The organism is Bordetella muralis (assembly GCF_054781015.1).
In genome coordinates, this window is sequence record NZ_BAAGVF010000002.1 from 257,122 (window position 1) to 277,979 (window position 20,858).

General features: G+C 58.3%; 16 protein-coding genes. 9 read left to right on the forward strand and 7 right to left on the reverse strand.

Translation table 11 applies throughout. The features are described from left to right. Positions 1-8: 8 nt before the first annotated feature. From ACYVIT_RS03305 to ACYVIT_RS03320, 4 genes are read left to right on the forward strand one after another with little or no spacing between them, the layout of a single operon-like run. The gene (locus ACYVIT_RS03305) at positions 9-1,187 is read left to right on the forward strand and encodes an acetyl-CoA C-acyltransferase (protein ID WP_415805405.1); all 1,179 of its coding nucleotides are present in this window, start codon (positions 9-11) and stop codon (positions 1,185-1,187) included. 26 nt (positions 1,188-1,213) lie between these two features. Continuing rightward, positions 1,214-1,990 (forward strand): SDR family oxidoreductase, encoded by a 777-nt coding sequence (locus tag ACYVIT_RS03310; RefSeq protein WP_415805404.1) that lies wholly within the window; start codon positions 1,214-1,216, stop codon positions 1,988-1,990. 37 nt (positions 1,991-2,027) lie between these two features. Next, the gene (locus tag ACYVIT_RS03315; RefSeq protein WP_415805403.1) at positions 2,028-2,708 is read left to right on the forward strand and encodes a 3-oxoacid CoA-transferase subunit A; all 681 of its coding nucleotides are present in this window, start codon (positions 2,028-2,030) and stop codon (positions 2,706-2,708) included. Positions 2,709-2,715: 7 nt separating this feature from the next. Then, positions 2,716-3,363 (forward strand): 3-oxoacid CoA-transferase subunit B, encoded by a 648-nt coding sequence (locus ACYVIT_RS03320; protein ID WP_415805402.1) that lies wholly within the window; start codon positions 2,716-2,718, stop codon positions 3,361-3,363. Between the two features lie 59 nt (positions 3,364-3,422). Here ACYVIT_RS03320 and ACYVIT_RS03325 read toward each other — a convergent pair whose 3' ends face one another. Continuing rightward, a complete protein-coding gene (locus ACYVIT_RS03325; RefSeq protein WP_415805401.1) occupies positions 3,423-4,391 on the reverse strand; it encodes a LysR family transcriptional regulator in 969 nt (322 codons plus the stop codon). A gap of 153 nt (positions 4,392-4,544) precedes the next feature. On the opposite strand from ACYVIT_RS03325, the gene ACYVIT_RS03330 reads away from it, so the two are divergent. From ACYVIT_RS03330 to ACYVIT_RS03340, 3 genes are read left to right on the forward strand one after another with little or no spacing between them, the layout of a single operon-like run. Continuing rightward, complete coding sequence (locus ACYVIT_RS03330) at positions 4,545-7,862, forward strand: acetyl-CoA carboxylase family protein (RefSeq protein ID WP_415805400.1); 3,318 nt, start codon at positions 4,545-4,547, stop codon at positions 7,860-7,862. 29 nt (positions 7,863-7,891) lie between these two features. After that, positions 7,892-10,342, forward strand: coding sequence for a CaiB/BaiF CoA-transferase family protein (locus ACYVIT_RS03335; protein WP_415805399.1), 2,451 nt, complete (start codon positions 7,892-7,894; stop codon positions 10,340-10,342). A 56-nt stretch (positions 10,343-10,398) separates the two neighbouring features. Beyond that, positions 10,399-11,406 (forward strand): Bug family tripartite tricarboxylate transporter substrate binding protein, encoded by a 1,008-nt coding sequence (locus ACYVIT_RS03340; RefSeq protein WP_415805398.1) that lies wholly within the window; start codon positions 10,399-10,401, stop codon positions 11,404-11,406. 32 nt (positions 11,407-11,438) lie between these two features. Here the strand turns inward: ACYVIT_RS03340 and ACYVIT_RS03345 are convergent, their stop codons facing one another. From ACYVIT_RS03345 to ACYVIT_RS03355, 3 genes are all read right to left on the reverse strand, one after another. Beyond that, entirely contained in the window at positions 11,439-12,482 is a 1,044-nt protein-coding gene (locus tag ACYVIT_RS03345; RefSeq protein WP_415805397.1) for a TRAP transporter substrate-binding protein, read from the reverse strand. Positions 12,483-12,700: 218 nt separating this feature from the next. Next, positions 12,701-13,783, reverse strand: coding sequence for a TauD/TfdA family dioxygenase (locus ACYVIT_RS03350; protein WP_415805396.1), 1,083 nt, complete (start codon positions 13,781-13,783; stop codon positions 12,701-12,703). A 46-nt stretch (positions 13,784-13,829) separates the two neighbouring features. Continuing rightward, positions 13,830-15,137 carry a CaiB/BaiF CoA transferase family protein gene (locus ACYVIT_RS03355; protein WP_415805395.1) on the reverse strand — a complete coding sequence of 436 codons (1,308 nt, stop codon included), beginning with the start codon at positions 15,135-15,137 and terminating at the stop codon, positions 13,830-13,832. 104 nt (positions 15,138-15,241) lie between these two features. Here ACYVIT_RS03355 and ACYVIT_RS03360 point away from each other — a divergent pair, with 104 nt between their 5' ends. After that, the gene (locus ACYVIT_RS03360) at positions 15,242-15,988 is read left to right on the forward strand and encodes an IclR family transcriptional regulator (protein WP_415805394.1); all 747 of its coding nucleotides are present in this window, start codon (positions 15,242-15,244) and stop codon (positions 15,986-15,988) included. A gap of 65 nt (positions 15,989-16,053) precedes the next feature. Here the strand turns inward: ACYVIT_RS03360 and ACYVIT_RS03365 are convergent, their stop codons facing one another. Together ACYVIT_RS03365 and ACYVIT_RS03370 are read right to left on the reverse strand one after the other, a co-directional pair. After that, complete coding sequence (locus ACYVIT_RS03365; RefSeq protein ID WP_460478150.1) at positions 16,054-17,028, reverse strand: Bug family tripartite tricarboxylate transporter substrate binding protein; 975 nt, start codon at positions 17,026-17,028, stop codon at positions 16,054-16,056. Positions 17,029-17,214: 186 nt separating this feature from the next. Beyond that, positions 17,215-18,036 (reverse strand): AraC family transcriptional regulator, encoded by an 822-nt coding sequence (locus ACYVIT_RS03370; protein WP_415805393.1) that lies wholly within the window; start codon positions 18,034-18,036, stop codon positions 17,215-17,217. Between the two features lie 117 nt (positions 18,037-18,153). On the opposite strand from ACYVIT_RS03370, the gene ACYVIT_RS03375 reads away from it, so the two are divergent. Next, positions 18,154-19,104 carry an alpha/beta fold hydrolase gene (locus ACYVIT_RS03375; RefSeq protein WP_415805392.1) on the forward strand — a complete coding sequence of 317 codons (951 nt, stop codon included), beginning with the start codon at positions 18,154-18,156 and terminating at the stop codon, positions 19,102-19,104. 48 nt (positions 19,105-19,152) lie between these two features. Here the strand turns inward: ACYVIT_RS03375 and ACYVIT_RS03380 are convergent, their stop codons facing one another. Further along, positions 19,153-20,787: a mechanosensitive ion channel family protein gene (locus ACYVIT_RS03380; RefSeq protein WP_415805391.1), complete on the reverse strand. Its 1,635-nt coding sequence runs from the start codon at positions 20,785-20,787 to the stop codon at positions 19,153-19,155. Positions 20,788-20,858 lie beyond the last annotated feature (71 nt).

Sequence of the window (20,858 nt, forward strand, 5' to 3'; positions counted from 1 at the left end):
AGGACATCATGAACGAGGCTGTCATTGTTTCTACGGCTCGCACCGGTCTGGCCAAATCTTGGCGCGGCGCATTCAACATGACGTATGGCGCGACGCTGGGCGCTCATGCGGTTCACCATGCCGTTGCCCGAGCCGGTGTCGACCCCGCCGAAGTCGAGGACTGCATCATGGGCGGCACCTACCTCGAAGGCACAACCGGTGGAAACATCGCCCGTGCCATCGCCTTGCGTGCAGGTCTGCCGGTCACGACCGCTGGCATGAGTATCAATCGGTTTTGCTCCACAGGCCTGCAAAGCATCGCATTGGCCGCACAGCGTGTGATGGTCGAAGGCGCGCCGATGATTGTTGCCGGCGGGGTTGAGAGCATTTCGTGCACGCAGAATGAAGCCAACATGCACATGCGTCGCGACCCGTGGCTGCTCGAGCATAAACCTGCCCTCTATCTGAGTATGCTGCAGACCGCAGAAAACGTTGCCCGCCGATACAACATCAGCAAGGATGCGCAGGACGCCTATGGCGTGCGCAGCCAGCAACGCGCTGCCGCTGCGCGCGACGCCGGCCTGTTCGACGCCGAGATCGTACCCATGACGACCATCATGGCAGTGCAGGACAAGGCCACCGGTAAAGTCTCGCGCCGTGAGGTGACCATCTCTTCGGATGAGGGGATACGTGCAGACACAACGCTCGAGAGCATCGCGGGGGTCCGATCTGCGCTGCCCGGCGGCGTGATCACTGCCGCCAACGCGAGCCAGTTCTCTGACGGCGCATCGGCCTGCCTGGTCATGGATGCGAAACTGGCGGAACGTCGGGGCATTCAACCGCTGGGCATATTCCGCGGTTTTGCTGTCGCCGGCTGCGAGCCCGACGAGATGGGCATCGGCCCCATCTTTGCTGTGCCTCGTCTGCTCAAGCGGGCCGGGCTCAAGGTATCTGACATTGATCTATGGGAACTGAACGAGGCCTTTGCCTGCCAGGTGATCTACTGTCGCGACCATCTCGGCATACCCGATGATCGCCTCAATGTGAATGGCGGCGCCATTGCCGTAGGACATCCGTATGGCGTGTCGGGATCCCGGTTGACGGCGCACGCCTTGATCGAGGGCAAGCGCCGCGGCGCGCGGTACGTCGTCGTGACGATGTGCGTAGGTGGCGGACAGGGTGCCGCCGGTCTTTTCGAAGTAGCTTGATCGGCACGGCCAGGAAGGAGAACTCAATGAGCGTGAAGTCGCTGTTTCAGTTGGAAGGAAAAGTCGCTCTCATTACGGGCGGGTCTCGCGGCCTGGGATTGCAAATAGCAGAGGCCTTGGGCGAGATGGGCTGCAAGTTGGCTATCACCGCCCGCAAAGAAGCTGAGCTGGAGGCTGCCGCGCAGCACCTGCAGTCTCAAGGGATTGAGGTGCTCACCGTGCCCGGCAATCTCTCGCAGTTCGACACCATACCTGGCTTGGTAGACCGTGTGCTGGATCGCTTTGGCGTGATCGATGTGCTGGTCAACAACGCGGGCGCAACCTGGGGGGCGCCTGCCGAAGACTATCCCGATGAGGCGTGGCACAAGGTCATGGACCTGAACATCAACGCCGTGTTTTATCTGTCCAGGGAAGTCGGCCGCCGGACGATGATCCCGCGCCGCGCGGGCAAGATCATCACGGTTGCCTCCGCCGCCGGAATGCGCGGTACGGCGAAAGGTGTATCGACGATCGCCTACAACACGTCGAAAGCTGCTGCCGTCAACTTTACGCGCACGCTGGCTTGCGAGTGGGGGCGTTACAACATCAACGTCAATGCCATATGTCCTGGATATTTCTCGTCGCGCATGGCGGACGCGCAGATTCAGCGCTTGGGACAGTCGCTGCTGGACCGCATACCACTGGAGCGCGTAGGCGGCGAAGAGGACCTGAAGGGGATTGCGGTGCTGCTTGCCAGTGAAGCCTCTCGTCATATCACCGGCCAGGCGATTCTGGTGGACGGCGGCGCCAGTGTCAGCGCTTGATGCAACCGTGTTGAAACTCCATTAACGCAGGACTGAGATGATCAACAAGTTCAAGGACAACGTACATGAGGCGGTGGCCGATATCCCCGACGGGGCGACGGTTCTGGTCGGCGGCTTTGGCGGAGCGGGGCATCCGACGGAACTCCTGCATGCATTGCTTGAGCAGGGAGCACGCGACCTGACGATGGTCAGCAACAATGCAGGCAATCACGAAGTCGGTTTGGCGGCGCTGATAAAGGCCGAGCGAGTCCGGAAAATGATCTGTTCTTTTCCGAGGGCCAGTCATTCTTACGTATTCAACCAGTTCTACGCCGAAGGCCGCATCGAATTGGAATGTGTTCCACAGGGCACGATTGCAGAGCGCCTGCATGCGGCGGGCGCTGGGCTGGGGGGCTTTTATACGCGCACGGGCTACGGCACCGAGCTGGCAGCGGGCAAGCACGTCCAAGAGATCGACGGTCAGTTCTATGTGTTTGAACGCCCGCTGCACGCTGACTATGCGCTGGTGATGGCCGAGAAAGGCGACAGGTGGGGCAATCTCACCTACAACAAGACGGCGCGCAATTTCGGTCCGGTGATGTGCCAGGCCGCGAAAACCACCATCGTACAAGTCAAGCATAAGGTGGAGCTGGGCGAGCTCGATCCCGAGGTGATTGTGACTCCCGGCATATTCGTGCAGCGAGTGGTGGTCGTCAGCAATCCCCAATTCTCAAGTTGAAATCGCGATGCAAAAACTCACCCGCATTCAGATGGCCGCCCGGCTCGCAAAGGACATCCCCGCCGGCAGTTACGTCAATATCGGCATCGGTCTGCCGGAACTGGTGGCCAATCACCTCGATCCCGCCGATGAAATCCTGCTGCATAGCGAGAATGGGATGCTTGGCATGGGACCGGCAGCCGCGCCCGGCGAAGAGAACCACGAGCTCATCAACGCGGGCAAGCACCCGGTGACGTTGCTCACCGGAGGCGCCTTTTTTGGTCATGTGGACTCGTTTGCCATGATGCGCGGCGGGCACCTGGACTTGTGCATCATGGGTGGTATGCAGGTGTCGCAGACAGGTGACCTGGCAAACTGGTCCCTGGGCCGCAAAGGCGAGCCGCCTGCCGTCGGTGGTGCTATGGATCTCTCCGTCGGCGCGCGAAAAGTATTCATCCTGATGGAACACAACGCCAAGGACGGCACGCCCAAGCTGGTCGAGAACTGCACCTTGCCATTGACAGGCCTCGGTGTGGTGCATCGCGTCTACACCGACCTGGCGATCGTTGATATCACGCCGAAAGGATTCCTCCTGAGAGAGAAGCTCGTCGATATCAGTGATGATGAACTGCGAGCGTGTACCGGAGCGACATTGCACTTTCCGGATGACCGTTGAGATTGTGGGTAGGAGATCTCGTTACAGCGAGCTCGGGGCGAATCCGAACGGAGAGACCTTCATGTAAACCCGGGCTGAAGGGATTCCCGCCCCACCTCATTCTCTGCGAGCCACGTGACGCCCGCGCTTTTGAATGTCCGCACGTATGGCCGCAGCAAGGCGATCAATTCACTGTGTAGCGCTTTTACCGTATGCGGGTTACGCGTGAGCATGGGGCTGCAGGAAACGATCGTTCTGCCTAGCGACGGGCTGACTACTGGTGCGCCCACGAGTCGCTGGGCCTCCAGCATCGGCGTAATGGGCATGACCGGCAGAATGGTGTAACCCACACCGCGTTCGACCAAGTCCAGGATGACGGCGGTACTGTCCGATTCTGCGACTGGGTTCAGGTTGACGCCAATGATTGTGCACGCACGGTCGATGGCGTTGCGCAGGCTCTTTGCCTCAGGCACCACCATAGGCAATTTTACGACCTCGGCGAGGTTGACCGGGCTCGATGGCGAGAGCCCGCAACCCGGCAGGCCGACCACGTAGATCGGCTCGCGATATACCGGTGAGGTCTGCAGCATCTCCGATTGCAGATAGTCGCCCATGAGGCAGATGTCCAGCTTGCCGTCCTCGAGACCATCCTGCAAAAAATCAGAGAATCCCGCGGCGATTCGTACTTTCAGGTCTGGGTATTGGTGACGCAACGACGTCACCAATGGCCCCGCCAATACGGCGGCCAGGCCGGGCAACATCCCGATGGCCACTGATCCCATCAGGTTTTTGGTCGCGGCGCCAATGTCCGCCTTGGCCTGATTCAGCCCTTTGAGAGAGACGCGTACCTGATCGACAAAGCGTCGGCCCGGGACGGTCAGCACCATCCCCAGGTGGTTTCGGTGGAACAAGGGCGCCCCCAACTCGTCTTCCAACTGTTTCAGTTGTCGAGATAGCGCGGGTTGAACGATATGCAGCAGTTCCGACGCTCTAGTGAGGCTACCCGTTTCCGCTATGGCCAGAATGGTACGTAGTTGTCTTAAGTCCATCGTCGGCTCACTCCACTGATTGATCTATGCCGAACCGCTATAGCCGCCAGAGCAAGATGTGAATTGTCTCGTAGTTACGCGGCAAATACCATGGGTCGGGTTGGAGGGCCTGCTTGCAGGCGACAGAACCGTGAGACAAGAGATCAAAAAGCCATGAAAAGAATTTTGGTTGCCAACCGTGGTGAAATTGCCGTGCGGGTTTTTCGCGCCATACGTGACCTGGGCATGCAAAGCGTGGCCGTGTATTCACAAGATGATGCAAACTCACGGCATCGAATTTTGGCAGATACGGCGGTTGCGTTGGAGGGGTCTGGTCCGGCGGCCTATATCGATATTGATGCCATCATCGCCGCAGCCAGAAATGAGGACTGCGATGCCATTCATCCAGGTTATGGGTTTCTGAGCGAGCGATCGGATTTCGCGCAAGCTTGTACCGATGCAGGAATTACGTTCATTGGCCCAGAGGTCCAGCAACTGGCTCTATTTGGCGACAAAGGGAGTGCACTGAAGCTAGCCAGAGAATGCGATGTTCCGGTGATGCCGGCGACACACGGCGGCGCCTCGTTCGAAGAAGTCACGCAGTTCTTCGACCAGCAGGGTAGCGCCGGCATCGTCATCAAGGCGGTCGGCGGCGGCGGTGGTCGCGGCATGCGCGTCGTACAGGATAAATCTGACATTCCCGAACGCTACGCCCGCTGCCGATCCGAGGCGATGTCTGCATTCGGAGTGGATGCGCTCTATGCCGAACGCCTGGTCAGTCGTGCTCGCCACATCGAAGTGCAGATCGTCGGCGATGGCGTCAATGTCATTGCTCTGGGTGAGCGCGATTGCACGCTGCAGCGCCGCTTTCAGAAAGTCGTGGAAATAGCGCCCAGTCCGGTTCTCAACGCTGCGCTGCGCACCGGCATTCTCGATGCCGCAACAAAGCTTGCCTCGAAAGTGAATTATCGCGGCCTGGGAACCTTTGAATTCCTCGTCGAAGAAGACGACCGGGGCGTACAGACAAATTTCGTTTTTATCGAAGCCAATCCTCGACTGCAAGTCGAGCACACCATCACAGAGCAGGTCACAGGCGTCGATCTGGTCGCAGTACAAATTGGCATCGCGCAGGGGAAAAGCCTGCAGGCCTTGGGCTTGGATCCTGCGTGTCCGCCGCAGCCGCGAGGGTATGCCATTCAGGCGCGGATCACGGCAGAAACGACTGATGCTACTGGCATGGCTCGCCCTGCACACGGGCGGCTGGAGCGGTTTGATCCGCCAACTGGGCCGGACGTGCGAGTCGATACGCACGCCTATAGCGGCTATTCGCCCGCGCCGGCCTTTGATACGCTTTTGGCCAAATTGATCGTATCGAGTGCCAACGAGGACTTCGCCAGTGTCGTCAGGCGCCTGCGCCGCAGTTTGGCCGAATTTCGGGTCGTTGGAGTGGCGACGAATATTCATCTGCTCATGGCGCTTGTCGAGCGCGATGATTTCCTGCAGCAGCAGAACCATACGCGCCATGTCGAGGCGATTTTGCCGGAACTGCTAACGGCTGCTGCCCAGTTGAAAAGCGAGCAGCAAGCCAAGGATCAGCTAATCGGCGAAGACACGCAAACGCCTGCGGCATCATCTGTTTTGAAAGCAGTCGTCAACGAGGTGCTTGATGAGCGATTGGCCGCCTGCCGCGCGCCGTTGAGCGGTCGCATTGTCGAGCTGTCGGTTGGCGTAGATGACGTGGTTCTAAAAGGCCAACCCATCGCGGTCATCGAAGCGATGAAAATGGAGTATTCCGTTCTCGCCGAGGGCAATGGCCGAGTCGTGGACGTCCGCGCCATCAAAGGAAATCAAGCAGCCGAAGACGAAATCCTAGTTGTGATCGAGCAGGACTTCGACGGCGTCGATGTAGATGCCGATGTAAAAGCCGTAGACTTGAATGCGGTTCGCCCGGATCTGCAGGCCGTATTTGACCGTCATGCGATTCTCTATGATGACGCCCGCCCTGACGCGGTGGCAAAGCGGCACGCTCGAGGTCAGCGAACCGCCCGGGCCAATATTGCAGACCTGTGCGACGAAGGCTCCTTTGTCGAGTATGGCGCATTGGTCATTGCCGCCCAGGCCAGCCGGCGCACAAAGGAAGACTTGATCGCCAATACGCCTGCCGACGGTATCGTTACTGGCGTGGGCAACATCAATGGCGCTGAATTCGGCTATGACGCCTCGTTGAGTGCCGTATTGGCCTACGATGCAACGGTCCTGGCAGGCACGCAAGGCAAGCGTAATCACATCAAGACAGACAGGCTGGTCGAGCGCGCGCATCGGGACGAGATGCCATTGGTGTTGTTCGCCGAAGGCGGGGGGGGCCGTCCGGGAGACGTGGACTTTCCATTCGTGTCCGGGCTGTATCAACCCACCTTTGCGTCCCTGGCGGAACTGAGCGGCGAGGTGCCACTACTGGGCATTGTGTCGGGCCGATGCTTCGCGGGCAATGCTGCTTTTCTAGGCGTATGTGACGTCATCATTGCGGACAAGCGTTCAAACATCGGCATGGCGGGGCCGGCCATGATCGAGGGCGGGGGGCTGGGCATTTTCAAGCCTGAGGACGTTGGGCCCGCACCTGTGCAGTTTGCCAACGGCGTGATCGACATCCTTGTGGAAAACGAGGCCGAGGCCGTCGCGGTGGCAAAGCACTATCTCTCTATGTTTCAGGGGCGTACGAAAACCTGGTCGGCGCCCAACCCGCTCGAGCTGCGGCATATGGTTCCGGAGAATCGCCTGCGCGTCTACGATAGCCGCAAGGTCATCGAAGGCATCGCCGACGTGGGCAGCGTATTGATGTTGCGTTCGGGATTCGGGCATGGGCTGCACACCGCGCTGGCGCGGGTCGAGGGTCAGCCCGTAGGCATCATCGCCAATAACCCCCATCATTTGGGCGGCGCCATCGACGCCGATGCGGCGGACAAAGCAGCCCGCTTCATGACGCTCTGTGACGTTCACGGGCTGCCCATCATTTCCCTCATCGATACCCCGGGATTCATGGTCGGCCCTGATGAGGAAGCCAAAGCGCAGGTTCGCCATGTGTCCCGGATGTTTGTGGTGGCTGCCAAGTTGCGCGTCGCGCTGCTGGCGATTGCGCTGCGTAAAGGCTATGGCCTGGGCGCCATGGCAATGGCGGGGGGCAGTTTTCGCTCTGCCAGTTGTGCGGTGTCGTGGCCCACAGGGGAGTTCGGCCCTATGGGGCTGGAGGGCTCGATCAGGTTGGGCTTCAAAAAGGAGCTCGAGAATGTTCCGCCAGGGCCCGAGCGTCAAGCACTTTACGACCAATTGGTAGCGCGCGCATACGAACGTGGCCATGCCATCAATGTCGCTTCTACGACCGAAATCGACGCAGTTATCGATCCCGCCGAAACCCGCATCTGGATTCGTCAGGGGATCGCATCCGCAGCGTTGCGTGCGGGCCGGGCACGTCGCTCTTTTGTCGATACGTGGTGAGCACAAAAATTACTGAGGAACCGACCGTGATGAAGCACGACTCTACGGACCAGCTTGCCCTCGCTGGACTGCGCGTCCTCGAAATAGGTACCGGAGCGGCACTGGCTTATGCGGGCAAGCTCTTCGCTGACTTCGGCGCTGAAGTCATCAAACTTGAGGACCCCGCGGCGGAAGAACTGCGACTTGTTCCGCCTTTGTTGAGTCCTCCCGGATCGGCGCCGCAAAGCGCGCTGAACGCCTGGCTCAACACAAACAAACGCAGCGTTACCTTGAGCAATAGCAGCTTTGAAGAGCACGCATGGCTATCGCGTCTGGCGAGGACGTGTGACGTGATTCTTGATGCCCGAGCGTTGAGCGCAGGCGTTGACGTGCTGAGCCGGCCAGTTTGCGGCACCGGGGAGGCTGCCGATGAGTCAAACGCTCCTATAGAGGTGTGCTTGACCTGGTTTGGGGAAAGCGGGCCCTATCGCAATTTCGTGGGAACGACGGCCGTATGCCGTGCCTTGAGCGGCGCCGTCTACACCAGCGGGGCGGTGGAAGGCCCGCCGCATCTGCCACATGACGTTCAAACCGGCATTGTTGCCGGTCTGGCCGCGTTCTCGAGTGCGATATCAGCGCTGATCGGAGCGGCCGACGGGACTCGCCGGTATGTGCTCAGTATTCACGAGCTGGCGTTCTCGGTGGTGGAAATGGAGGCGGGCATGGTGCAAGACGGGCGTCACCCCAAAGCCCGTCTGGGTGTGAACCGATTCTGCACGACACACCCGGGGGGAATCTACCAGACCAGGCAGGGCTGGATCGGCATTTTCGCGCATACGGCTCCTCAATGGGCGGCGCTATGCTCGGCGATCGGCCATCCGGAACACGCCACTGACACTCGTTTCATCAATGGTCCGACGCGTATTCAACATGCCGACGAGATCGATGCGTTTTTGATTCCAGCGCTGCTGACCAAGACTGCTCAGGAATGGTTTGAGCAATTGGCACGCGACAAATTCCCTGCCGTGCTGGTGCCTACCATGGACGAATTGCTGCAACAGCGCGTCCATCGAGAACGCGGCGCGTTTGTTCCGGTGAAATTCGGATCGAGCCAATTCGAAGGCGTGGTCGTTCCGCTGCCACTCGGCGATGCGGGGCCGCTGCCTGGCGGGACTGCGCCGGCAACAGGGGCAGATAATGCCTTTTATCGCACTGAACAAGCATTGCGCCCCAGATCACGCCGCACACGTGCGCCGGCGGCTGTGGCACCGCTGCGGCAGATTCGCGTGATTGACCTGACAATGGGCTGGGCGGGGCCGTTGGCCGCGCGTACGCTTGCCGACTTTGGCGCCGAAGTCATCAAGGTCGAGGCCACGCAATATCCAGATTGGTGGAGAGGGACTCACCATACCGAGGAGTTTTATCGCGATCGGTTGTATGAAAAGAACTCGAACTTCGCGTTGATGAACCGCAACAAGCTCGGCATTACGCTTGATCTGACGCGGCAAGAGGGGCGCTCGGTTTTACTCGACCTGGTGAAAACCGCTGACATTGTCATTGAGAACTATTCGACCGAAGTGCTTCCTAAATTGGGCTTGGACTACGCAGCATTGTCTCGGGTAAACCATCGGCTGGTGATGATTTCCATGCCGGCATTCGGGAGTGGCAACGAGTGGAGCACCACCAGGGCTTATGGCGGAACGCTTGAGCAGGCTAGTGGCTTGCCTCATCACACCGGATTTCCTGAAAACCCGCCGTCGCTGACATCCTATGCGTACGGAGACCCCGTCGGGGGATGGAACGGGGGTGCCGCGGCGTTGGTGTCGCTGTTTGTGCAGGCGCGCACCGGGAAAGGGCAACACGTCAATCTTTCGCAAGTCGAATGCATGCTCTCGATGGTTGCACCGTTCCTCATAGAGCAGTCGGTATGCGGCCATGCCACCGCTCGTAACGGGAATGCGCATCCTGTTTTCGCCCCGCATGGCATTTATCAATGCGCAAGCGACGACGATTGGGTGGTTTTGAGCGTGATCAACGATACGCAATGGCACACCCTGATCGACGTGTTAAAGGCGCCGCAGTTGGCGCAGGATCCATCGTTGAGTCATGTGTCAGGCCGCCGCGCCCAGCGACAAGTGATAGATGAACAGATCAGCAAGTGGACCAAACAACGGTCGGCAGAAGAGGCTATGCACGTGTTGCAGACGGCCGGTATCAGTGCTGGCGTCGTAAAGCCCGTGTGGGAGATCCTGGAGGATCCACATCTGAATAAGCGGGGGTTCTTCAAAACGATTCCGCGCACATATCTGGGGCAATACCTGACCACCACACCGTGGTTCAGAGAAACAGCAGCGCCCACGGAAGTCATCCGTGCGGCGCCCACCCTGGGAGAGCACAGCCGAGAGGTTTTCTCGCGAGTGCTCGGACTGACTCAAGCGCAGCAGCAGGCACTTGAGGCGTGCGGCATAACAGGAACCGCCGCAACGAAGAAAGCAGCTTAGATAGCGAGACCGGTATTTTCGGCTTGGAAGTTGTCAAACTATTCGGAGACAAAAAAATGACTATATTCAAATCGCGTAGAGACTTTCTCATAGCATCCGCCAGTATCGCAGGCGCTGCCGGGCTTGGGCTGGGTCCGAGCGCGGTGTTTGCGCAAGACTCCCAATGGCCTGCCAAACCTATTCGAATTGTTGTACCGTTTCCGGCTGGGTCCATTACCGATGCGATGGCTCGTCTGTTGGCAGACGACCTGTCGAAGACACTGGGACAGCCCGTGATCGTGGAGAACAAAGGGGGCGCCAATGGGTCAATCGGGGCCGCTGAGGTGGCGCGTTCAGCTCCGGATGGGTACACCTTGCTGGCTACCAACAGCAGCAGTATTACCGTCAATCCATTGGTCTATAAAAATTCGCCCTATAAGTCGACCGACTTTGCACCGATCACGCTGGTGCTGGACGCTCCATTCATCGTGAACGTCAATGCCGAATGGGCAAAGAAGCACTCGATCAACTCGATCAAGGATTTGACGACCTTTGCCAAGATCCATCCGTCTGAGCTCACTTACGGCTCGGGAGGTATGGGCAATCTGGCGCATTTGGCGTATGCGATGTTGAGCAACGAAGTGGGGTTCAAGGCTACGCATGTCCCCTACAAGGCCGGGTCACAGGCCAGCACAGCGGCGATGTCTGGGGAAGTCAACACCTTATTTGACACGCTGACGAGTATTCCGCAGGTTAAAGCTGGAAAACTCAAGGCATTGGCAGTGACGTCACAACAGCGCCTCGCTCAGCTGCCTGAAGTCCCCACCATTGCCGAAGCGGGCTTTCCGAATATCGCTGTGACGTTCTGGTTGGGATTGCTGGCACCCGCCAAAACTCCTCCAGAAATCATTGAAAAACTGTACGAGCGTTCGAAGCAGGCCATGTCGGTGCCGGCAGCGAACAAGGCGTTGAGCGCACAAGGAACCATTGCCATGGTTGGTCCGAGCGATTTTGCCGAACGTATTGCGAACGAGACCAAGCAACTGGCCGAAGTCGTCAAACGAGAGAACATTACTCTCGATTGACTCACTGAGCCCGCGATCTCGCGCTATTTGGCTTATTGCAAGGCGGATTTTGCAATCAAGTCATCGTACACCGCAGGGGCGTCCGTAAACCCCTGCCGTTGGAGCTTTTTGACATAGGCGTCCGACACGGGCTGCAGGCCCGACTTCCAACGCTGCAACGTCGCAGCGTCCGGCCGCACTATTTCCTGTCCAGGTCCGTGCGCACCATCGTAGTAGGGCTTGTCCCATTTATCCCACAGCGGTCCAAACTGCGCAACTAGTGTGTCGCCAGACAAGCGATCTATGGCTGTGCGTACATCCGCAGGCAAAGCGTCGAACTTTGCTTTGTTCATCACGATAAAAAACGCCGACGCATAAAATGGCACTGCGGTGTGTTGCTTCATCTCATCATTGAAGCCGGGAATGGGCGTGCCCCAATTGGTGATGATGCCGTCGAGTTCGTTCGCCCGCAGTGCAGGCATGATTTCGTCGGGCTGCAGTAACTTGGGTTGCGCACCGACATATTCCAGCGTGGTTGCAACGGTGGCGTTTGGCACCCGCAATCGCAAGCCCTTTAAATCGCCTAGTTCGACGACTCGCGTCTGTTTCGTGTGTACCAGGCCGGGATTTTGCACGAACAACGCCAGCACCTTGAACTCTTTATACTCATCGGCGATCACGTTGTTCTTATAAAGCGCCCATAACGCCTCGGAGCCGCGCTTTGCATCAGAAACCACGAATGGCAGCTCGATTATCGAGCTTCGCATAAAACGCTCGCCTTCTGCGCCGCGCAGCCCAAGCGCGATATCGACGGTGCCCGCTTTGACCTGGCTGGCCTGATTTCGCACATTTCCTAATGGGGAGCTTGAGTTGATGACTTCGACTGCCACCTTGCCACCCGTCTGCCGTTCGAGCTCGCGCGCCCAGGGTTCCACCAGATCAACTTGAAAGAAGCTCTTTGGGCCTAGAAAGTGCGACATCTTTAGACGTATGACCTCTGGCTCTTGGCTTTCCGTCTTCTGAGCGTGTACCAGTAACGGTTGACAGGCCAATATTGCAATAGCGACGAGCTTTACGAGCAGAGGTCTACGACGCATGGCGTCCTCCCGGATATGCCGATGTGGCCTGGGCGATGAGATGTCTGCGAATCTTAGTTTAAGTATGAACTAATATTTATCATGGCTTACCCGTACTCGACAGAAGTATGCAAGATGCCGCCTGGGGCCCAGGCCCATCACCCCCGGCCTGGTGGACGCCGTGATGGCGAAGCAGGGGGCGCTGTGTCCCGAACTAACAGGGGGCCACCGCCTGTCACTTAATCGACCATCTGACCCAGCTGACCGTCCAACAACTGCTGGTAATGAACCGAAGGCAGTTCAATCAACGGCTTGCGATACTGGCTCCATAACCGGCGGTCTTCCTCCGTGTGGAAAATCTGCTTTTCCGGCATGGCAGGCCAGGAGGGGACCTCGAACCACAAGCGCAGGAGGTGGCGGCGGTCGGCCAGTTCTTTGGCATCCTGGTAGTCGGTACGACCGTGAACCATCATGCGATTGTTCAGGAACTGAATGTCGCCTTCTTTGAATCCCATGTCCAGATACAACTCGGGCGACGCGGACACTTTGCGTACGCGATATAGGGCCTCGGATTCCTCGGGCGTATAGTTGCATTGCCCACTCTTTTCGGCCAGGCGGGCATATCCCGTGGGCAGATAGCAGGTGATCTCGCCGTTTTCTTCGTAGAAGAACGGCACGCGGTCAGGACTGTAGGTGCGCGTGGCGCGGCGGCCGTCTTCGTCCGTGCGTTTCAGGTACAAACCGCGCGCCAGGATCTCCAGCAGATGAGGGTATTCCCGAGCCATGGTATTGTGCACCGCCAGCGCGCTGCTGATGCGGCTCTCACCCCCCGAGATGGCGGACCGCAGGCACATCAAGCCAATAATGTCGCAAGAGTCGGTGTGCATCAGCTGGCCTCCGCCTTTGCGATAGCCGCGCGATTTGGGCTCATAGTCGCTGACGTCCATGACATGGCCCAGTATGTCGCCCAGGTAGGATTGCGTCATCGGTTTACCCAGATATGAGCCCAGGCCAAAGTAGATGCGCGTCATGTCGTCATCGGAATAGGCTTGGCGATTCAGCCCTCGCAGCATCAGGAACCCACGGCCATGGCGTAGACGATCCGGCAAAGCACGCATCAGGTCGCCCACCTTGTCCAACGGGAACGTCTCTGGCGTGATATCTGGAAAATCGAGATTTCCCTGAGCCAGCAGATGCTTTAACGCCAGGTCGATCTCGCGTTGTTCGTTATCGCTCAGGATATGCAGGCCTTCTTTCATCCAGTCGATATCGGGGCCTTTCCAGGCGCCCAGCGTGTCGATCTGTGTTCCGATTTTGCTCATGATTGGGGTCTCCTTCGATGTCAGTATGCGGTGCAGGCAGGTGCGGTCAGACTGTCTGGGGCAGGGCGGATGGCGATGATACGGCTGCTTCGGTTTTATTGACGGTCGATGCTTCACCAAAGACCACGCCCTGGTCGAACAGGGGCTGCAGGTCTGTGCCGTCCAACAACTCTGTCAAGCATTCCACGGTGTGCTGGCCCTTGCGAGGTGCGGGTCTGCGCAACGTGCCTGGAGTAGTAGACAGCCGTGGCACGACGTTGTGCATGGGCATGTAGTCCAGGTCGGGGTCTTCCACGTCGATCAGGCTTTCACGTGCAATCACGTAGTCGTCGTGCAGCAAGTGCGACGCGTCATAGATCGGGCCAACGGTGACCTCGGCATCTTCAAAAATCCGCAGGTTCTCTGCCAGTGTGCGCTGGCCCACGAACCTGGACACGACAGCATCTACATCCTCTACGTGTTCCAGCCGTGCCACGTTCGTGCTGTAACGCGGGTCGTCATTCATGTCGGCACGTCCGATGGCACAGAACAGGCGGGCTGCCATGGTCTGCGTCGACGTGGATACGCACACCCACTGGCCGTCGGCGGTCTTGTAGGTGTTGCGCGGCGCCGTGGTGCTGGAGCGGCTGCCGGTGCGAGCCTTGACCTTGCCGGTAATGCGGTAGCTGGCGGCCTGCGGACCCAGTATGGAAATCATGGGTTCGAACAAAGACAGGTCGATGTCCTGTCCCTGCCCGCCATTGATACGGACTTCCCATAATGCGGTCATGGTGGCGCTGGCGCCATACAGTCCTGCTGTCATGTCGCCCAGAAACATGGGCGGCAGCACGGGCTCGCGATCCTGGAATCCGTTCATGGCCGCAAAACCGGAATATCCCTCGACCAGCGTGCCAAACCCGGGGCGGCGTTTGTATGGACCCGATTGTCCCCAGCCAGATATACGCACGACCACCAGTTTCGGATTGGTTTGGCGCAGCGTGTCCGGAGCCAAACCCATTTTCTCCAACACGCCAGGACGAAAGCTCTCGACCAGAACGTCGGCGCGGTCGATCATTTTTCGCAGCAGGCCGATGGCGCGCTCGTGGCGAAAATCCAGGCACACACTGCGCTTGTTGCGGCAATAGACTTTCCAGAACGTTTCGACCTCACGAGTCTTGAATGCGCGCAAGGTGTCGCCATTGCGGGGTTCCACCTTGATGACATCGGCGCCGAAATCAGCCAGTTGCAATGTCAGCATATTGCCCGCCACTAGCCGTGACAGGTCGATGACACGCAGACCTCGCAACGGACCGTGAGAATTCGCCGAATACGACGTCCGTTTCAGGGTAGTGGCAGCAGGTGTTGTCTTGTCCATGATTTTCAGTTTATCAACAAAATAGACATGATGTCTATTTTTGAAAATATATAATTTGGGGCGTTTTCGCTGATCAGCGAACCCTAGAAATCCAGGAGCCCTTTATGCCGAAAGCCGCCGACTCGGGCGTGGCGTCAGTTAATCGAGCCTTGTCCATCCTGATGGCCTTTCAGGAAAGCGTGGAGGGCATGACCCTGACCGATTTGATGAATGCAACCGGCATGTATCACAGCACCATCCTGCGGCTGTGCGAATCGCTGGAGCAATTCGGCTTTATCAAGCGACTGGAAGATGGCCGCTACATGCTCGGACCTACGCCGTTCTATCTGGGCATGCTGTATCAGGAGTCCTTCCGGTTGTGGGATTACGCCGCGCCGGTATTGCGCGACCTGATACGTCAAACCAAGGAAACCGCGGCCATCTATATTCGCGAAGGGGATGAACGCATCTGCTTGCACCGCATGGTGCAACCGCGATCGGTGCGCATGCATGTACGCGAAGGCGATCGCGTGGACCTCGATAAAGGCGCCGCGGGCAAAGTGCTATTGGCGTTTGACGGTAAAAAAGGCGCTGTCTATGACAGCATCCGTAAAGCCGGGTATGCGATCTCGTTGGCGGAGCGCGAAACGGAAAGCGCGGCGATTTCATGTCCCATCTTCGGGCCGGGGCAACGCTTGATCTGCGCCCTGTCCCTGGGCATGCCCCTGTACCGCTTCAACAAATCCGTGTTCGAGAACTATCTGCCCATCGTCATGGAAGCCGGCGCGAAACTGACGCGCGATTTAGGAGGCGATACTGCGTTGTACGCGCCGCCCTATGCCAAGCTGGAAGGCGTAAAACTACCGACGTAAGAGCAGGTTCGGCCGGTCAGCATACGTTGTCCGGCCTTGGCACACTGGCGGCGTACATCATTCCACTATTTGCTCGCAACGATGTGCCGTTCAGATGCCAGCGTTTGCCACTTCGACAATTCTGCCTGCACATATCTGGCTGCGTCGGCGCTGTTCATGTCTGACGGTTCTGTGGCCTCGCGAGCAAACAGCTCACGCATATCCGGTTCGGCACTGACCTTGCGTATGGCGGCATTCAGACGATTCACGTAATCGGCCGGTGTGCCGGCGGGCGCATATACACCCCACCACACATCAACGGAATAGCCCGGTACGGTTTCCGCGATAGTCGGTACGTCGGGAAAGAATTTCGAACGCGTGGTCGACGTTGTCGCGAGTACGCGGATATCTTTGGCCTGCAACGGGCCGCTGACCGACGCCGGTGTGGTGATCATGGATTCCAGCCGGCCGCCTATCATGTCCGTGACGGCGTTCGAGATGCCTTTATAGGGTACGTGGACCATGTCTGTGCCTGTTTGCTGGCTCAGCAATTCAGAGCTCATTTGCCCGATGGATCCGATGCCCGCCGAACCATAGTTCAGTTTGCCTTGGTGGGATTTGGCATCATCGATCAGCTGCGCCACGCTGGTATATGACGTGGATTTGCTCACGACGAGAACCATGGCGCCGCGTGCCACCACCGCAATAGGCGTGAACGACTTTATCGCGTCATATGGCAGCTTTTCCTGTGTGGCCGCGTTTGTCACGAATGACACCGAACTGAACAGCAGCGTACTGCCATCAGGTTTCGCACGCGCCACTTCGGACGCGCCGATCACACCGCCGGCTCCCGGCTTGTTCTCGACGATGACGTTTGTGGCTAGCTCCTTCGACAGCTTGGCGCCTAGCGCGCGGCCGAATACATCGTTGCTGGCGCCCGGCGAAAACGGGACGATCAGCTTGATCAGATCGGGCAGGGGGGCTTCGGCGCGCGACGGCGCCGAGAGCAGACAGAGTGCGCTGGTCACCAGCGCACCGGCCAGGCGTGGAAGGGCTTTCATCGTTGTCTCCATTTTTAGACATGATGTCTATTATTGGAAAAGTATAGGCATATGTCGAAGGCGTGTCGAGCACGGGAATGCGGCGCTGAGTGACGCACAGGCGTGTTCGGGCCCACGTTTTCTCTATGAAGACGTGATGTTTTCTAGGGGTTTTCCTGTGGTGGGAGGTGCAGGTATTGCGAATGTCTACCCAACCGACTTACGCCATTGTCCGGGTGATTGCCCCGTGTGTGCTTTAAAGGCGCGTGATAGGGCGACCTCGCTGCCATAGCCGACGTCGCCTGCAATGAGTTTGAGTGGCTGGCCCAGGCGTAATGCGCGTTGCGCCAGGCCGATGCGCCAGCTCTGCAGGTACTGGCCTGCCGTGATGCCCACCACTTCACGAAATGCCGTGGCGAACGCACTGCGTGACATGCCGGCGGTGCTGGCCAGATCCTCTAGCGACCATTCCCTGGACGGATGCTCATGCATGGCCACGATCGGGATGCGCAGGCGGGGATGTGCCAGTCCAGCCAGCATGCCGCTTTGCATCTGATTGGTCTCCATCAGTTGCCGCAGGATTTGGATAATCACTACCTCGAAGAGCCGGTTCACCACGGCATGCCTGCCGCATCGTTGCTCGAATGCTTCATCGAACAGTATTCGCAGCACGTCGGTCGCGCCGGCAATCGAATCCAGTGGCAGACAGATGAACGGCGGAAGGGCCGCACTGATGGGGTTGTGCAACCCCCCTTCGAAGCACAAGTTGGCGCACACCATGTCCGCGCCATCCATAGCGTCCGTGATAAATCGATGCGCCATCGGACGTGGATACAGCAGGAGGCTGGGTGTTTCGACGGTCAGCGAGGTATCGTCGTGAATCACCTCGACCGGGCCGCGCCGTATCAGGTGCAATTGACCCAAGCCATCTTGGGCTTCCAATAGGTTGTGGCCGCATAGGGTCCCGGCGTGAAACACCTGCGCGTTAATGGCGAAGCGCTGCAATAGTTCCGCGAGTCGATCTGTCATTTTGTACTTTCGGTTAATTTTTCAGGATTTTATATCACCAATCGTCGTGCTGGGTCGCGCAGAATGTCGTTAAGCCACTCCGGCCCCCTAAACGAATGACTACGACGAGGTTTGATCATGAACACCCTATCCAAAACTGTTGCGACGACATTGCTGGCTGCTGCTGTGCAGGCCGGTGCGCCGGTTCAAGCTGCTCCGACAGAAGAAGCGGTCCGCGTGACCAATGCCACCAAGAACGGCAACTACATCACGACGCGCGATGGCGTACAGATTTACTTCAAGGATTGGGGTCCCAAAGACGGCCCCGTAGTGGCCTTCAGCCACGGTTGGCCACTGAGTTCGGACAGTTGGGAATCGCAGATGATTTTCCTGGCGTCTCAAGGTTATCGCGTGGTGGCGCATGATCGCCGGGGGCATGGTCGCTCCAGTCAACCCTGGGAGGGCAACGATATGGACCACTATGCCGACGACCTGGCTGCTGTGATTCAAGCCCTGGATCTGAAAGACGTCACGTTAGTGGGCTTTTCCACAGGCGGCGGTGAAGTGGCCCGCTATATCGGCCGCCACGGAACCAGCCGCGTCAAGAAGGCCGTGCTCGTCAGCTCGGTGCCGCCCCTGATGCTCAAGACCGCCGACAATCCCGGCGGCCTGCCCATCGAGGTTTTCGACGGCCTGCGCAAGGCATCGCTGGAGAATCGCTCGCAGTTATATCTGGACATCGCCTCGGGTCCGTTCTTTGGTTTCAATCGTCCTGGTGCCAAGCCCAGCCAAGGGTTGATCCAAGCCTTCTGGGTACAGGGCATGCAGGCCGGCCACAAGAACACGTATGACTCTATCGCTGCATTCTCGGCGACTGACTTCCGGGCAGATCTGCAGAAGTTTGACGTTCCCACCCTGGTGATCCATGGCGACGACGACCAGATCGTCCCGATCGACGCGGCCGGCAAGGCGTCCGCTGCGCAGATCAAGGGTGCCAAATTGATCGTTTATCACGGTGCTCCTCACGGCCTGACAGATACGCACAAGGATCGTTTGAACCAGGATTTGCTCAACTTCTTGCGTGACTGATCGCAGCGAAACTGACTTGTTGCTGTTGCGGTCGTGTGAGCCTGACGGCTATTTCACATTAGGTATCGAAGCGAGAGCGGGCGGCGCGAGCTCGATGTCCATCTCTTCGATGAGTTCGAAGATCCGCAACAGCAACGTCTCTTGTACTGCGAGAAACTTCGTATAGTCCGTGGTCAGTACACTGGCCCGTAACTCCACTTCGATACGCCCGATCGCGACGCCTACACAACGCACTCGGGGCGAGCTGTCCGTTTTCTCGACCATGTCCTCCTCTGTCATCAAGCTACGTATGCGATGAAGCAACAAGCGAAGCTGATTGGCGGGAGTATCCACGTGCAGGGCCAGCGTGTGGTGAAACAGACATTTATTGCGTTTCGTGAAGTTCACGATCTTCATCTTTGCGAGATCGCTGTTCGGCACCGTAACAAGCGTGCCGTCGAGAGCGCGGATGCGGCTGGACCGTGTGCCGACCATCTCGACCGATCCGCGCTCGCTTCCAAAACTGATGATGTCACCGATACGGAAAGGGCGATCGGCAAAAAGAGCTACACCCCCGAACAGGTTTTCGATGGTCGATTGCGCGGCCAATGCCAACGCAAAGCCACCGATACCGATACCCGCGATGAGCCCGAAGGCCGGTATGCCGATCTCGTTGGCGCCGTAAATGAGGATGCCTCCCGTCGCGCCAATGGCGGTGACACGCGCGGCGAGCCGAAGCAGGTGTGTATCAAGGCTGTTTCCTGCAATCCGAGGCGTGTTAATGATCGCTTCGGCCACCAGGAAACAGCCGATCCATGTCGCCCATGCTCCCACACCGTAAAGTAATGCGGTTGACAGAAGACTTTCTCCTGTCGCGAAAAGACCCGCGGGATTGATGTGTGCGATGACGAACCACTCGCTGACATAGTAGATCGTCAGGAGCACTGCAGGCAGGGTAAAGCGCCACCACAGTTTCCGTACTTCGCTGCCATGGCGGCTTTGCGTTCGGACGACGCGAGCCCAGACATAGGCCAGTGTCAGCACGACGAGCAACACGAACGCGATGGAGACGATCTTCCAGACGGGGGTGTTTAGGTATATGACCTTCCACGATTCCGGAATGTCTCGTGTGAGCCAGTCAGGAATGAGCGGCCCCGTCGCATTGATGTGCTCTTTGTGAAACCAGGGATAGTAGCGGGGCTGCAGTACCGGCAGGTCTCGCACTCGCCGGTAATACTCGGCGAGATTCGCGATGCTTTCCGCGGTAAAAAGATACTCGCCTGCATGTGGGCCGCTGTCGACGCGGGCGATCTGGATATCGGTACCTGGAATCGTCCAGCGGGCGGGCAGGGGACTCTCGCTGCCGGTTGCACCGGGAATGGACTTCGGGTCGATGGCCGGCAGCCGAACCAAAATATCGGAAAGATAAGTCAAGGCTGCATTACCGACCTTGACCCGGTTGGCCGACGGAACGGCATTCAAATCTAAAAGCGTACGCAAGCGATTGAATTGATAACGGATCTCGTGAAGATTGGCGAAGCTCTTGTCGGCGGAATAGACCCTGTACAGATCCTCGAGGCGTTTCGCGCCGGAGAGCAACGACTGATAGGTTTCGCTCGGGCTGGATCGGTTGACGGGGGAAAGCGGATTGTCGGTTTCTGCTTGCGTGGGCGAGATCCACGCCAGTTGGAAACACAGCAGCATGCATGCACTGAGCAAAGCCCTCGCCATGGTCGTGCGACACCCTTTCAGACTTATCACCTGTGTTTCCTTGT